Annotated in this window: 15 protein-coding genes and 2 tRNA genes; 8 read left to right on the top strand and 9 right to left on the bottom strand. The window is 68.8% G+C overall.

Annotation, left to right across the window (positions count from 1 at the left end; all coding sequences use genetic code 11):
• Positions 1-7: 7 nt before the first annotated feature.
• Positions 8-685 (bottom strand): response regulator, encoded by a 678-nt coding sequence (locus tag ASH02_RS08185; protein ID WP_056676185.1) that lies wholly within the window; start codon positions 683-685, stop codon positions 8-10.
• 10 nt (positions 686-695) lie between these two features.
• Positions 696-2309 carry a sensor histidine kinase gene (locus tag ASH02_RS08180; RefSeq protein WP_056676182.1) on the bottom strand — a complete coding sequence of 538 codons (1614 nt, stop codon included), beginning with the start codon at positions 2307-2309 and terminating at the stop codon, positions 696-698.
• Positions 2310-2405: 96 nt separating this feature from the next.
• On the opposite strand from ASH02_RS08180, the gene ASH02_RS08175 reads away from it, so the two are divergent.
• The 5 genes from ASH02_RS08175 (at position 2406) to ASH02_RS08155 (ending at position 6434) form a co-directional block, all read left to right on the top strand.
• The gene (locus ASH02_RS08175; RefSeq protein WP_056676179.1) at positions 2406-3395 is read left to right on the top strand and encodes a Bug family tripartite tricarboxylate transporter substrate binding protein; all 990 of its coding nucleotides are present in this window, start codon (positions 2406-2408) and stop codon (positions 3393-3395) included.
• Complete coding sequence (locus tag ASH02_RS08170) at positions 3392-3910, top strand: tripartite tricarboxylate transporter TctB family protein (RefSeq protein WP_056676176.1); 519 nt, start codon at positions 3392-3394, stop codon at positions 3908-3910. The genes ASH02_RS08175 and ASH02_RS08170 overlap by 4 nt, the downstream gene beginning before the upstream one ends.
• Positions 3910-5487: a tripartite tricarboxylate transporter permease gene (locus tag ASH02_RS08165; RefSeq protein ID WP_056676171.1), complete on the top strand. Its 1578-nt coding sequence runs from the start codon at positions 3910-3912 to the stop codon at positions 5485-5487. The genes ASH02_RS08170 and ASH02_RS08165 overlap by 1 nt, the downstream gene beginning before the upstream one ends.
• Positions 5484-5882, top strand: a complete 399-nt coding sequence (locus tag ASH02_RS08160) for a universal stress protein (RefSeq protein ID WP_056676168.1) — start codon at positions 5484-5486, stop codon at positions 5880-5882. Before ASH02_RS08165 ends, ASH02_RS08160 begins: the two co-directional genes overlap by 4 nt.
• A 162-nt stretch (positions 5883-6044) precedes the next feature.
• The gene (locus tag ASH02_RS08155; protein ID WP_056676165.1) at positions 6045-6434 is read left to right on the top strand and encodes a hypothetical protein; all 390 of its coding nucleotides are present in this window, start codon (positions 6045-6047) and stop codon (positions 6432-6434) included.
• Positions 6435-6551: 117 nt separating this feature from the next.
• Here the strand turns inward: ASH02_RS08155 and ASH02_RS08150 are convergent, their stop codons facing one another.
• Genes ASH02_RS08150 through ASH02_RS08135 form a run of 4 tightly spaced genes read right to left on the bottom strand, consistent with a single transcriptional unit; the run spans position 6552 to position 10264 of the window.
• On the bottom strand, positions 6552-7295 hold the full coding sequence (locus ASH02_RS08150; protein ID WP_056676161.1) for a hypothetical protein: 744 nt from the start codon (positions 7293-7295) through the stop codon (positions 6552-6554).
• Complete coding sequence (locus ASH02_RS08145) at positions 7295-8128, bottom strand: alpha/beta fold hydrolase (protein WP_056676159.1); 834 nt, start codon at positions 8126-8128, stop codon at positions 7295-7297. Before ASH02_RS08145 ends, ASH02_RS08150 begins: the two co-directional genes overlap by 1 nt.
• Before the next feature lies 1 nt (position 8129).
• Positions 8130-9020, bottom strand: a complete 891-nt coding sequence (locus ASH02_RS08140; protein ID WP_056676156.1) for an SDR family NAD(P)-dependent oxidoreductase — start codon at positions 9018-9020, stop codon at positions 8130-8132.
• Positions 9017-10264 carry an NADH:flavin oxidoreductase/NADH oxidase family protein gene (locus tag ASH02_RS08135; RefSeq protein WP_056676153.1) on the bottom strand — a complete coding sequence of 416 codons (1248 nt, stop codon included), beginning with the start codon at positions 10262-10264 and terminating at the stop codon, positions 9017-9019. Before ASH02_RS08135 ends, ASH02_RS08140 begins: the two co-directional genes overlap by 4 nt.
• A gap of 95 nt (positions 10265-10359) precedes the next feature.
• On the opposite strand from ASH02_RS08135, the gene ASH02_RS08130 reads away from it, so the two are divergent.
• The 3 genes from ASH02_RS08130 to ASH02_RS08120 all read left to right on the top strand — a co-directional run bounded on the left by ASH02_RS08130 (position 10360) and on the right by ASH02_RS08120 (position 12985).
• Positions 10360-10971 (top strand): TetR/AcrR family transcriptional regulator, encoded by a 612-nt coding sequence (locus ASH02_RS08130; RefSeq protein WP_056676151.1) that lies wholly within the window; start codon positions 10360-10362, stop codon positions 10969-10971.
• On the top strand, positions 10968-11960 hold the full coding sequence (locus ASH02_RS08125) for an NADP-dependent oxidoreductase (RefSeq protein ID WP_056676148.1): 993 nt from the start codon (positions 10968-10970) through the stop codon (positions 11958-11960). The genes ASH02_RS08130 and ASH02_RS08125 overlap by 4 nt, the downstream gene beginning before the upstream one ends.
• 164 nt (positions 11961-12124) lie before the next feature.
• Positions 12125-12985 carry an alpha/beta fold hydrolase gene (locus ASH02_RS08120; RefSeq protein WP_056890710.1) on the top strand — a complete coding sequence of 287 codons (861 nt, stop codon included), beginning with the start codon at positions 12125-12127 and terminating at the stop codon, positions 12983-12985.
• 211 nt (positions 12986-13196) lie between these two features.
• On the opposite strand, the gene ASH02_RS08115 is transcribed toward ASH02_RS08120, so the two are convergent.
• The 3 genes from ASH02_RS08115 to ASH02_RS08105 form a co-directional block, all read right to left on the bottom strand.
• Positions 13197-13269, bottom strand: a tRNA-Glu gene (locus ASH02_RS08115).
• 92 nt (positions 13270-13361) lie between these two features.
• Positions 13362-13433 (bottom strand) — tRNA-Gln (locus tag ASH02_RS08110).
• A gap of 35 nt (positions 13434-13468) precedes the next feature.
• Entirely contained in the window at positions 13469-14434 is a 966-nt protein-coding gene (locus ASH02_RS08105) for a CPBP family intramembrane glutamic endopeptidase (protein ID WP_057294562.1), read from the bottom strand.
• Positions 14435-14437 lie beyond the last annotated feature (3 nt).

Raw genomic sequence — 14437 nt, 5'->3', positions numbered from 1 at the left:
CGACGGGTCAACGGGGGTGGTAGCGACGTTCTGGGCGGCCGGCACCGCCGTACCTCAGCCGCACGTCGAGCTGGCCGGTGAGCGCGAAGTACTCCAGGTAGCGGCGTGCGGAGACCCGCGAGATGCCGACTGCCTCGGCGCACTCCGCGGCCGAGAGGTCGCCGCGCTCGCGCAGCGCGGAGAGCACGCTGTCGGCGGTCTCCGGGCTGAGGCCCTTGGGCAAGGCCGAGGACCGGGCGGAGGCCACCGGGGAGAACACCGCGTCGATGTCCTCCTGGTCGGCGGCGGTGTCGTCGGTCAACGCCCGCTGGGCCGAACGGAAGGCCTCGAGTCGCACCCGCAGGTCGTCGTACCCGAACGGCTTGACCAGGTAGTGCGCGGCGCCGTTGGCCGCGGCCGCGCGCACCGTGTCGGCCTCCCGTGCGGCGGTCACCATCACGACGCCGACGTCGTTGCCGCCACCGCGCAGCGTGCGCAGCACGTCGATGCCGGTCATGTCGGGCAGGTGCACGTCGAGCAGCACCAGCTCGGGGGCGAGCCGCTCGATCTCGGCCAGCGCGGAGGCACCGGTCGCGGCGACCCCGACCACCTGGAAGCCGTCGGTGCGCTCCACGAACTTCGTGTGGATCGAGGCGACCATGAAGTCGTCGTCGACGATCAGCACCGTCACGTCGGCGTCACTCATGCCAAGTCCCTCATGTTCTGGCTTCCAGCGGCAGTCGGGCGGTGAAGACCGCGCCCTCGTCATTGTGCACCGAGACCATGCCGCCGCGTCTCTCGCACACCACCTGCACGAGGGCGAGCCCGACCCCCCGACCGCTCGCGTCGCTGGGTTTCGTGGAGTAGCCGCGGCGGAAGATCTCGGTCGTGTCGGTGACGCCGGGGCCGGTGTCGGCGACCTGCACGAGCACCACGGCGTCGTCGAGCAGGACGTGTACGTCGACCCGCCGACCGCCCGACGCGACCGTGGCGTCGACGGCGTTGTCGACGAGGTTGCCCAGCACCGTGCCGACATCGGCGGAGAGGTCGGGGTCAAGGCGCGGCAGCGACGAGTCGCCGGCCAGCACCATCGTCACACCACGCTCGGCGGCGAGGCTGGACTTCGCGATCAGCAGTGCGGCCACCGCCGGGTCGTCGACCCGCTTGGTCACGAACTCGCTGATCTCCGCGCGCTTGCGGGTGAGGTTGCCGATCAGCGCCGACACCTCGGCGTACTCCTCGAGCTGGACCAGCCCGGAGATCGTGTGCAGCTGGTTGTTGAACTCGTGGGTCTGGGCGCGCAGGGTCTCGGTGATCGACTCGCGGGCGCTCAGCTCGCTCTGCATGGCCAGCAGCTCGGTGCGGTCGCGCAGTGTGGTCACCGTGCCGACCTGGCGCCCCTGCTCCATCACGCGGTTGCGGTTGAGCACGATCACGCGACCGCCCACGACCAGCACCTGGTCGTGCACGTCGTCGGTGCCCTCGAGGGCCGCCCGCACGTGCTCGTCGAGCGACAGGTCCGCCACCCGTGTGCCCTCGTCGGCCCGGTCGATGCCGAGCAGCTCGCGGGCACTGTCACTGAGCACCGTCATCGTGCCGTCGGGTGCCACCACGACCACGCCCTCGCGGATCGAGTGCAGCACCGCCTCGCGCTGGTCGGCGAGCGCGGCGATCTCGACCGGCTCCAGGCCACGGGTGCGCCGCTTGATCAGGCGGGAGAGCAACCACGCACCCAGAAGCCCGACGGCCAGGCCGATGCCCAGGAAGCGCGCCAGGTCGGGCAGCCAGCGGTCGACCCGGTCGGCCAGCGTGGGGTAGGGCTCGGAGACCATCACGATGCCGACGACCCGGGGCGGCTCGTTCTGCGCCCGCGGCGGCACGAACACGACCGGCACCTGGGCGGCGAACGCGCGCTTGCCGTCGACGGTCACGTCGCCGGTCCACATGCGCATCTCCTGTACGTCGGAGTGGTCGAGGTCGAGCTGCCGTCCGACGTCGTCGGGGTCGACCGACATCACGATCGTGCCGTCCGGGCTGGCGAGTGCGACGTACGTCGCGGCGTTGCGCGACTGCGTGGTGGCGACGTAGCCGGCCAGCGACTCGAAGATGTCGCCACTGGTCAGGCTGCTGCGGATCGGCTCCAGGTTGGCCAGCTGCTGGGCCGACGCGCGCAGCGTCGTACCCCGGTCGTCACGGAACTCCGAGTCGCTCTGCCGGGTCAGCACGACGGCCGCGAAGGCCAGCACGACGAGCAGCACCATCAGCTGGAGGGCGAGGAACTGGCCGGCCAGGCTCAGCCGGATGCGTCCGCGTCGGACTGGTGACCACAAGTTCCACAACCTCCTTTGGTTCCGCAAGGGTGACGCCCGCCACATCATTCACCACTATCGGGTTGTCCCATTCTCTCGCCCATCGAAGGAGCTGTGATGTCGTCCCGCTCCACGACAACCCGCTGCGTGGCCGGCCTCGTGCTGGCCATGGTCGGCATGTTCGCCACCGGGTGTGGGGTCACCCGCGGTGACCCCTCCAAGGACATGACCATGCTGATCCCCAACGCCCCCGGCGGCGGCTACGACCAGACCGGCCGTGCCGCGGTCGCCGTGATGGAGGCCCAGGACATCACCGGTGGCACCTTCGAGGTGCACAACATCATCGGCGCCGGCGGCACCGTCGCCTTCTCCCAGCTGATGCGCTCCGACGACGACCACACCATGTTGACCGTCGGGCTCGGCGTGGTCGGGTCGGCGTACTCCTTCGGCCTCGACGACAAGCTGCAGGACGCCACGCCCCTGGCCCAGCTGATCGAGGACCAGGAGGGAGTCCTGGTGCCGGCCTCATCGCCGTACAAGACGATCGACGACTTCCTCGAAGACTGGAAGAAGCACCCCGACAGCATCGCGGTCGGCGGCGGCTCCTCCCCCGGCGGCCCGGACCACCTCTTCCCGATGCAGCTGGCCGAAGCGGTCGGCATCGAGCCGCGGGACGTGCGCTACGTCCCCTACGACGGCGGTGGGCCGCTGACCAGTGCCCTGCTCGGAAAGAAGATCAAGGTCGGCTTCTCCGGCCTCGGCGAGTTCGAGGGGCAGATCGAGGAGGGCGAGCTGCGGGTCCTGGCCGTCTCCGGCGAGGAGCGGCTGGACGGCGAGCTGTTCAGCAAGTTCCCCACCCTCAAGGAGTCAGGCGTCGACCTGGTCTTCACCAACTGGCGCGGAGTGCTGGCGCCGCCCGGCATCTCGGACAAGCGTCGCGACGAGATGATCGCCTACCTCGAGGAGATGCATGACAGCCCCGAGTGGCAGAAGGCGCTCAAGGACAACAAGTGGATCGACGAGTTCAAGACCGGTGACGAGTTCGAGACCTTCCTCGAGGAGCAGAACACCCGTGTCGACGACACCATGAAGGAGTTGGGACTGTGAGCACGCAGACAGTCGACCCGGCCGCACCGGCGGCCACGTCACAGGACCGGGCGCAGTACGGCGTCGCCGCCCTGCTGTTCGCGATCGGCGCCTACACGCTCTACGACGCGACCACGCTGACGGTCGGGTTCGCCGACCCGGTCGGGCCGAAGATGTTCCCCTACGCCATCGGCGGCGCGATGGTCGTGCTGTCGCTGCTGCTGGTCGTCGCGACCGCCCGCGGCGACAAGCCCGAGGCCGAGGGCGGTGAGGACGTCGACCTGACGCATCCCGCCGACTGGCTGACGGTCGCGAAGCTGATCGGCGTCCTGCTGATCACCATCGCCACGGTGAACTGGCTCAGCTGGGCCATCTCGGGCGCCTTCCTCTTCGCCGGCGCCGCCTGGTCGCTGGGCAGCCGCACCCTGATCCGCGACATCCTCGTCGGGATCGTGATGTCGGTCGGCAGCTGGTACGGCTTCTACGTCGGGCTGGGCATCCCGCTCACCCCCGGCATCCTGGACGGGATCCTCTGATGGACAACCTCGGACTGCTCGCGGACGGCCTCGGCGCCGCCCTCACCCCTGAGAACCTCATGTACGCCGCCATCGGCGTTCTGCTCGGCACCTTCGTCGGCGTGCTCCCCGGCATCGGCCCGGCCATGGCCGTCGCCCTGCTGCTGCCCGTCACGTTCGGCCTCGAGCCCACGCAGGCGTTCATCATGTTCGCCGGCATCTACTACGGCGGCATGTACGGCGGCTCGACGACCTCGATCCTGCTGAACACACCGGGTGAGTCCTCATCGGTGATGACGGCGATCGAGGGCAACAAGATGGCCAAGAAGGGCCGGGCCGCCCAGGCCCTGGCCACCGCGGCCATCGGCTCCTTCATCGCCGGCACGATCGGCACCCTGCTGGTCGTGTTCTTCGCCCCGATCCTGGCCGACGTCGCGGTGACCATCGGCGCCCCGTCGTTCTTCGCGATCATCGTCTTCGCGATGGTGCTGGTGACCAGCCTGCTCGGCGACGCCCGGCTGCGCGGCTTCATCTCGCTCTTCCTCGGCCTCACGTTCGGGCTGGTCGGCATGGACCTCAACACCGGGCAGCCGCGACTCACGTTCGGTCGCCCCGAGCTCGGTGACCGCCTCGACATCGTCATCGTCGCGGTGGGCATCTTCGCCCTCGGCGAGGCACTCTGGGTCGCTGCGCACCTGCGCCGCAAGCCGCTGGAGATCATCCCCGTCGGCCAGCCGTGGATGGGCAAGGACGACTGGGGTCGCTCCTGGAAGCCGTGGCTGCGCGGCACCGCGATCGGCTTCCCGTTCGGCGCCATCCCGGCCGGTGGCGCGGAGACGCCGACCTTCCTCTCCTACATCCTCGAGCGGAAGCTGGCCCGGAAGAAGGACGAGTTCGGCCACGGCGCGATCGAAGGCGTTGCCGGTCCGGAGGCGGCCAACAACGCCTCTGCCGCCGGCACGTTCGTCCCGCTCCTGGCGATGGGCATCCCGGTCACGGCCACCTCGGCGGTGATGCTCGCGGCGCTGACGTCGTACGGCATCCAGCCCGGGCCGCAACTGATGACCGACCAGGCCGACCTGGTCTGGACGCTGCTGGCCAGCCTCCTGATCGGCAACGCCCTGCTGCTGGTGCTGAACCTGCCGCTGGCTCCCCTGTGGGCCAAGCTGCTGGCGATCCCCCGCCCGTACCTCTACTCGGGGATCCTGTTCTTCGCCTCGCTCGGTGCGTACGCCGCCAGCCAGCGCGCGTTCGACATCTTCCTGCTGCTGGTCTTCGGGATGGTCGGCTTCATGATGCGGCGCTTCGCCTTCCCGGTGCTGCCGCTGATCATCGGTGTCATCCTCGGGCCGCTGATGGAGACCCGGTTCCGCGAGGCGCTGGCCATCTCCGGTGGCGACCTCTCGGCGCTGTGGAGCGAGAACCTGGCGATCGTGCTCTACGTGCTGGCCGCCCTGGTGATCATCGTGCCGATGGTGACGAAGCGCCGGCGTCCCGCCTCCGGCGACGACGTCACGGGCGGACCGGGAGGCAGGTCCGACGACGGATCGGACGCTGTTGACGCAACTGACGAGGAGAAGGAGCTGGTGCAGCGATGAGCACGACGATCGTGGTCGGCTGGACGCCCGACGAGTACGGCGAGGTGGCGGTGGAGCGGGCGCTCGACGAGGCCAGGCTCCGCGACGCAGACCTCGTGCTGGTCAACGGCAGCCGGGGAGACGCCTATGTCGACGAGCACTTCGCGACCGCCAAGCAGCTGGCCGAGCTCGAGCAGCGGCTGGCCGGGGCGGGCGTGGTTCACGAGGTGCGCCAGAAGGTCGGCACCGACGTCGCCGAGGCGATCCTGGCCGTCGTCGACGAGACCAGGGCCGACCTGGTGGTGCTCGGGATCAAGCGACGCAGCCCGGTCGGCAAGCTGCTGATGGGCAGTGTCGCGCAGAAGGTGCTGCTGGGTGCCGAGTGCGCCGTACTCACGGTGAAGCCGCCGCGCTGAGCCTTCGCCTGTGACCGGTCGGCGACCCGGATCGTGCTCCTGCATGATCCGGGTCGCCGTTTCTCAATTTCCGGTGTCGCAGCTCGACACCTGCACGATCGCGGTCGTTCGGGCCGTCTGCAGCGCCTTCCCGGGGACCCGTCGCTGTGCCAGTCTTCGGTCATGGTGGACAACCCGATCGAGCTGCTGACCAAGTCGCAGCGCGCCGCGCTCAAGATGACGTCGGCGACCTTCAACGCCCTGCTCGACGCCGGCCGCAGCGGCGCCGCCGCACCGGAGCTCGTGCTCACCCAGGTCACCGACCTGCTCGGCGCCGTCGGCGACCTGGCCGGTGCCACGGCCCAACCGCTGCAGGACTTCGTGACACGCCAGCGCGAGCTCGCCGACACGATGGCCGGACTGGCGAAGCTGCACGCCGACATGGCCGAGCTCGTGGCCGCCGTGGCGCAACGGCATGCCGACGTGGTCGAGGCGATGGAGCGGCTCAGCGCACCCGTGCTCGGGCTGGCCGGCGCCACGTCGACGGCGACGGCGACGCCGAAGGCCGACTAGGGCGGTCCTCCGGACGTCCTGCACATCGGCCACTCCGAGGACCACCACGCAGGACGTTGCTCGCCGGCGGCCTCGAGGTGTTCCCTCGCCACGAGGGGTGGCGACCTTCGACCCTGCTCAGAGGCCGGCGCGATTGGCTGGAGGAAGCTGAGGGAACGGAGGCTGGTCGATGCCGAGCGCTCCTGTGCACGCCGTCGGCCGCGCCTGCAGGAACACACCGACGCGATGAGTCTTCTTCTTCAGGGCGTGCTTCATGGCGCTGGCATGCCCTCCCGGCCTGTAGGCAAAGTCCTGGGCGAGTTCGTAGGTCTTCCACAGGCTGATCGAGGTGTGTTCGAACGGAAGCTGCGCAGAGATGTCGACGCTGCCGCGATGTCCGGGGTGGTGGGCGGCACGGCTGGCCGCGTGCACGTTGTTCCGCACGAACGTGATCAGTTCGCCGCGCCGCAGTATGCCGTGGACGATGGCGACCATCGGCTCATCCTTCTCCAGTGGCTGCGCACCGTCGGCTCGGGGCTCCCATCCGTGCCAGTTGTCGCGCTCGGACTCGGAGTCGATCCTCACCCGCACGATTTCACCGTCGAGGCTGAACCGGTCCGGGCCGTCGATGGCGCGCCGGAGCGGGCCGGCAAAGGCAGCCTCGGCCGCCTCGGGCGACTCCCAGGCGGCGACGAGCGCGCATCCGCCCGGCAGCAGCCCGGGCGGAACCGTGTGGGTCGCGTTGTTGGAGTAGTTCACGCTCGCCCCGCGCAGTCCCTCGATGCCACCGTCCAGAACTCGCCTGAGGTTGCGACGCCACCTGATCCGTCCACCCGCAGGGCGATCGAAGGCGTCGACCGTCACGAAGTCCGGGTCACTCATCAGGCGGCCAGGAACGCGAGGACTGCCGGCACGAACTTCTCATGGTGCTGGAATACGCCACCATGTCCCGAGTTGGGATAGACGATCAGTCTGGCGTCCGGCAGACGTCGGGCCATGTCGGCGGAGTGCTCACTCGCGACCATCAGGTCGTGATCGCCGTTGGCGACGAGGACCGGGACCGTGATGGTGGACAGGTCGTCGGGGGCGTGCATTCCACCGGCGGTGATCGCGCGCAGTTGCGCGAGCGTGGCCTGACGGGAGATCGACTTGCTGCGGTCTCCCGACCGTTCGGCCAGGCGGGCGAAGTAGTCCTCGGCCGCCATCTTGCCTTCGGCATTGCGGGGGAAGAACAGGAAGTGACGCGGGTCCTTGCGGGCAGCGAACGCCTTGGCGTAGGCGCCGCCGACGATGAACGGCATCTTCCAGATGCCGCCACCTCCGCGGGGACCGGTGCCGGCGAGCACCATTCGGCGTACGAGCTCGGGAGCCTGCAGGGCGACCATCTGGGCGACCGCCCCACCGAGCGAGAACCCGAACAGGTCGACCTGGTCGTAGGCCAAGGCCTTGATGAAGGCGATGGCGTCGGCACCCATCTGCTCGAGGTCGCTGGGGACGCGGGAACCGGTCGAACCGACGCCCCGGTTGTCGAACGCGATCACGTGGTGCTGCGACGCGACGCCGTCGAGGATCCGTGGGTCCCAGTCGTCCAGGACTGCGGTGAAGTGGTGGAGGAACACCACGGGTACGCCGCCGGGCGTGCCCAGCTCGCGGTACGCGAAGGAGGTGCCGTCGATCGTGATGGTCTTCGTGGGCGTGTCACGCCAGGTGGTCATGTCAGCTTCCTTGGATGGCGGTCAGAGATGGACGGGCAGGGGCGGTGGGACAGGTGCGGGTATCCAGCCGGGCAAGCACGTCGAGCACACGACGGTCCTTGGCGAACCGGGAGTCCAGGGCCGGGCCGAGGATGCCGCGCCATGCAGAGACGGGTCGCCACACCCGAGGGTGGATGACGCGGACGGATCGTTGTTCGAGACCCTTGACGACGGCCGCGGCCGCTGAGGCCGGGGGGACCCGCTTGAGCATGGGCCTGGGCAGGGTCGAGAGCAGTTCGAGAACCATGTCGTCGGCGTCGACGCCGCGCTTGATCATGTCGGTGCTGACCAGGGAGAAGTAGGCGGTCAGCACCGACACCCCGTGGTCGGCCAGTTCGAGCCGGAGACCGCGACCGAGCTGTTCGACCGCGGCCTTGCTCATGGCATAGGGGATGGTGCCCATGCCGTTGACGAATGCGAACACCGAGCTGAGCAGCACGATCTGCCCGCGATTGCTGATCACCTGCTCAAGCCCCGACGCGACGGTGTTGACGACACCGGTGACGTTGACGGCCAACGTCGCCTCGAGATCGGCGATCGGCGTGTTGCGGAGGGTCGCCGCCTTGGCCAGGAGGCCCGCGTTGGCCATCACGACGTCGAGTCGGCCGAAGCGCTGCACTGCTTGAGCGACGACATCGTCGAGCGATGACCGGTCGCGGACGTCGGCGACACGACCGAGGGCCCGATCCGGGTCGAGAGCTGCTGCCCGTTGCGGGGTCTCGGGGTCGATGTCGGCAATGACGACCCGGGCACCGCGGGTCAGCAGGGCACGCGCGGTCGCCCCACCGATTCCGCCGTTGCCGCCGGTGACGAGCACGACCTTGTCGTCGAGGTCGTACGACGTCCGGCTCACGCCACACCGCGCTTCGGGCTGAACGAGACACGGCCGTTGCGCCGCACCATCGCCAGCGCAGTCACCAGAGGGCCTCGGTCGAGGTCCGGTTCGAGACCGCGAGCGAGGCGGTGCAGCTGGTCGGCGTTCCAGCTGATGTTCAAGAAGCCGTCGAGCGCCTTCAGATCGGTGATGCGGCCGAGGAGTCCGCGCATGCCGGCCTGGATCTCATGGGCCTCCAGGGTTGCCGTGCGCCCCTCGAGGATGCTCGACGCCGCGTCGGTGGCCGTGACCGTCGGCCGAGCGATGCCGATGAGATCGCAGTCACCTGCCGTCAGTGCGTCGTCCATCGCCGTGCGGCTGCGGAATCCACCCGTCACCGCGATCGGGACGGCGCCCGCCTCGCGTCGTACGGAACGGGCGTAGTCGAGGAAGTAGGCCTCACGGGCCCGCGTCGAGGCCGCCTCGGAGCCACCCATCGCCGGGGACTCGTAGTTGCCACCGCTGACCTCGATCAGGTCGACGGACTCTGCCGCCAGGGCGGCGACCACGGCTCGCGAGTCCTCCTCGGTGAAACCGCCGCGCTGGAAGTCGGCCGAGTTCAGCTTCACCGCGACGGCGAATCCGGGACTGACCCGCTGCCGAACCCTGCGGACGATCTCGATCAGGAACCGCATCCGGCGCTCCGGCGTGCCGCCCCACTCGTCGGTGCGCAGGTTGGTCAGCGGCGACAGGAACTGGGTGACCAGGTAGCCGTGAGCGGCGTGGAGCTGCACGCCGTCGAAGCCGGCGGCCTCGCAGACTGCCGCGGCGGTCGCGAAGCGCTCGACGATGTCCTCGATCTCGGTGGGGGTCAGTGCCCGCGGTGTCGTCGCCCCCGGCATCGCCAGAGCGACGGCACTCGGCGCGACCGGGGTGTGGCCCAGGGCGAGCAGGTTGGACTGCCGGCCGGGGTGATTGAGCTGGGCGAAGATCGCCGCGCCACCGTCGTGCGCCGCCTTCGTCCAGGCGGTGAGCCGCTCGAGTGCCCGGTCATCCTCGATCGCGACGTTGCCGGGCTCGCCGAGGTGGTTGCGGTCGATCATGATGTTGCCCGTGATCAGCAGGCCGTAGCCACCCTCGGCCCACCGGCGGTACAGCGTCACCAGCCGGTCGTCGGGCGAGTTGTCGGCATCCCCGAGTGCCTCGCTGAGGGCCGCCTTCGCAATGCGGTTGGGAAGCCGTACGCCGGACGGGAGTTCGAGCGGGTCGTGGAGCGAGGACATCGGGACTCTCTCCTGGGGTCTGTTTGCAGTACGTTCGTAATAGTATGGTCATAATGCTATGGTGTTGGCAAGCACCACGACGAAAGGAAGTTCCGATGGCCAGATACGCACCTGACCACAAGGTCGCGACCCGGCGCCGCCTGATCGAGACCGCCGGCGCCAGGTTCAAGCGCGACGGCTTCGACGGGGCCGGCATCTCCACACTGGTCGCCGATGCCGGACTGACCAACGGCGCCTTCTACGGACACTTCTCGTCGAAGGACGACCTCATCGCCACCGTCGTCGCCGAGCAACTCGCCGTCCAACTCGCACGGGTCGAGGAACTTCCCCTCGGCCATGACTCCGTGGAGGCCTTCGTCAGCTGGTACGTCTCCCCCGAACACCGCGACGATCCGGGCGGAGGCTGTCCCTCGGCCGCACTGCTCGACGAGATCCCCCGACAACACGTCGCCGCCCGCGAGGCCTACACCGACGGCGCCCGCGGACTCATCGAGGCGATCACGCGACACCTCGCGGCCGACAACCCCGTCGACGCCGACGAGCGCGCAATCGGGCTCTACACCCTCCTGGTCTCCTCGCTCCAACTCGCCCGCGCGGTGACCGACCCCGCACTGTCCGACCAGATCCTTGCCTCGGCCCATCGCAACGCGATGCGCATCGCCGGCGGCCCCACGACCACCCCGACACCCCACCAGGAGACCAAGTGAAAGCCTTCGTCGTCCATCACTACGGCCCCGACGGCCTCCAGCCGGCCGACGTACCCACCCCAGCCGTTGGGCCGCGCGACGTGCTCGTCGACATCAGGGCAGCGAGCATCAACCCGCTCGACAAGATGGTGCGCAACGGGGAGTTCAAGCAGCTCCTCAAGTACAAGCCACCCTTCGTCCTCGGCCACGACGTCGCCGGCGTCATCACCGAGGTCGGCTCGCAGGTTCGCGAGTTCAAGGTCGGCGACGAGGTCTACTCCCGGCCACGCGACCTGCGTATCGGCACCTTCGCCGAGGCCATCGCCATCGATGCCGACGACGTGGCCCTGAAGCCGGCCTCGTTGTCGTTCGACGAAGCCGGCGCCGTGCCGCTGGTCGCACTCGCGGCCTGGCAGGCCCTGGTTGACGTGGCTGCAGTGAAGACCGGCCAGAAGGTGCTCGTGCATGCCGGCGCCGGTGGCCTCGGCTCCACCGTCATCCAGGTGGCCAAGCACCTCGGCGCCCACGTCGCCACGACGGCGAGCACCAAGGACGTCGAGAAGGTCCGCTCGCTGGGAGCCGACCAGGTGATCGACTACACGTCGCAGGACTTCGCCGACCTGCTGAGTGACTTCGACGTCGTGCTGGACTCCCTCGGCGGCGTCAACCTCGAGAAGTCCCTGACCGTGCTCAAGCGGGGCGGCCTGGCGATCAGCGTCGTCGGCCCGCCCGACCCGGCGTTCGCCAAGCAACTCGGCCAACCGCTGCTCGCACCCGTGATGAAGGTGCTGAGCCGCAAGATCCGCAAGCAGGCCAAGAAGCTCGACGTGCGCTACTCGTTCCTCTTCATGAAGGCGAGTGGAGCCCAGCTGAAGACCCTCGCCGCGCTGTACGACGACGGCACCCTCCGGCCAGTCCTGGACCGCACCTTCCCCTTCGCCCAGACCGTGGACGCCATGGCCCATGTCGAGCAGGGCAAGGCCAACGGCAAGATCGTGGTCACCCGGTGACCACGGGCCTCCTTCGAGCCGGCGTATCGACTTCCGAACCGCCCGCCTCGCGATCTACCCGGACGCGGGGCACGACTGCGTCTTCCAACACCATGACCGGTTCGTCACTGAACTGCTCGATCTTCTGCGCTGGGCCCGAGGCCAGCACGTCCTGAGGAGGACCCATGCACGACAGCAGCAACGAACCCGTCATCACGTCGTACGCCCTGGCCCCGACCCGCACGATCAGCGCAGGCGGGGTGACCTACGCCTACCGGGAGCTCGGCCCCAAGGGCGGCATCCCCGTCGTCTTCTTCGTCCACCTCGCGGCCACCCTGGACAACTGGGACCCCCGCATCATCGACCCGATCGCTGCGAACCGGCACGTCATCACCTTCGATCAACGTGGCGTGGGCGCGTCCAACGGGAAGGTGCCCGCCACCCTCGAGGAGGCCGCCGACCACGCCCACGAATTCATCAGCGCACTCGGGTTCGACCAGATCGACATCTTCTCGTTCTCGATGGGCGGTTTCATCGCCCAGGACCTGATCGTCAAGCACCCCGACCTGGTCCGCAAACTCGTGTTGACCGGCACCGGACCCCGCGGCGGCAAGGACATCGACAAGGTCGTCACCACCACGTACTGGGACATCCTTCGCGCGACCGTGACACGTTCGGACCCGAAGGAGTTCCTGTTCTTCAACCGCGACGCGACCGGCAAGCGCGCCGCCAAGGCGTTCATCGAGCGGCTCGAGGAGCGCACCGTCGACCGCGACGAGCCGATCAAACTCAGAGCCCTCCGGACGCAGCTCAAGGCCATCCAGAAGTACGGGCGCTCAGCTCCCTCGGACCTGTCGACCTTCACCCAGCCGACGCTGATCGCCAACGGCGACCACGACCGTATGGTGCCCACTCCCCTGTCCGAGGACCTCCACCGCAGGATCAAGGGTTCTGAGCTGATCATCTACCCCCATTCCGGACACGGCGGGATCTTCCAGTTCCACGACAGGTTCGCACCCGTCGTGGCCGCCTTCCTCACCGACTGAACGGGACACCCCGTCACACTTCCGCGGGACGAGGTGGGCGAGGGCATCGGCCGGGCCCGCGAGGCAGCACGCGAGAGCCGTGCCCTGCTCCACGTCGTGGGCCAGGCTGATCCTGTTCTTGCCCCCGGTGTTGCCCAGGCCCGATTCGGGAAGAAATGACGAAGGGGCCCTGGCCAGCGTTTCCGCTGACCAGGGCCCCACTTCGTGTTTGTACCCCCGACCGGATTCGAACCGGCGCTACCGCCGTGAGAGGGCGGCGTGCTAGGCCACTACACAACGGGGGCAAACTTGCTGCGAACAGCGAGCGAAACTCTAGCGTTTCGCCAGGCCCTGCACCAAATCTCGGCCGTGTGGCTTCGGTCTCGTGCGGGCTTCGCTGGGATACTAGGACTCGAACCTAGACTAACTGGACCAGAACCAGTCGTGCTGCCAATTACACCATATCCCAATGGTTTCGGGCCCTCTGGAGAGCCGCGGGAAACCTTACACGCGACTCGTGGAGGCCGCCAAAACGGCCCCGTCCGCAGTGCGTGAGACACCCATGTTCCGGGTCACCCAGAGCACCAGGCCGAGGTAGACCAGCGACTGTGTGAGCGTCACCGGAAGGCTCCACCAGGTGCCTCCGGTCGGGTTCAGCGCGGACCCGAAGTCGGAGAACATCAGCGCCAGCGAGAAGGCCAGCCAGTTGTTCAGCACGTGCATCGCGATGCCCGCCTCGAGCCCACCGGTGCGCACGACAAGGATGCCGGCGACGATGCCGAACGCGAGCCGGTCGACGAAGATCGGGGCGTCCTGGGCGCCGTGCGCCAGCGCGAAGAGCACGGCCGGGGCCAGCACGGCGACCGCAGTCGGGAAGTGCGCGCCGAAGACCTGGGTGAGGTAGCCGCGGAAGGCGTACTCCTCCCCCGCGGCCTGCAGCGGCGTCAGCAGGAGTACGACGAGGGCGAACTGCCGGGCCCGGCTGTCGAAGGCGTTGAGGTCGCCGGAGACCTCCTGTCCAGATGACGTCGGCAGGAACGCACTGACCAGCAGGGTGGCGAAGAGGGCCACGAACGAGAGCCCGAGGCAGGCTGCGAAGAGCTTCCACCGCATCCGCGGGAAGACCGACGTCAGCCAGCCCGGGCGCAGCCGGTGCAGCCACAAGGTGACCAGGAACGTCGCGGGGATCAACGCCGCGAGGGTCAGGTTGAGGTAGGCCAGACCGATCGGCGTCGGGTCGTTGAGGTCGAGCAGTCGCCTGAAGTCACCGTCGATGTCGGAGGAACCCGAGATCGCCACGCCGATCAGCACGAACACCTGCAGGACGCCCGGCACCACGATCAGGCCGAACAGTCCCAGGAGCAGCACGCCGAGCACCGAGCGCCACCAACTGTGCGCACCCGCACGCTGCAACTGGTGGTACGCGAGCGCCGGCAACCGGTCAGCGGGCGCGGGTGTGGTGTCCCCCATCGT

Source organism: Nocardioides sp. Soil796 (genome assembly GCF_001429525.1).
Taxonomy (GTDB): Bacteria; Actinomycetota; Actinomycetes; order Propionibacteriales; family Nocardioidaceae; genus Nocardioides.
This window is presented reverse-complemented; position numbering and strand designations above follow the sequence as displayed.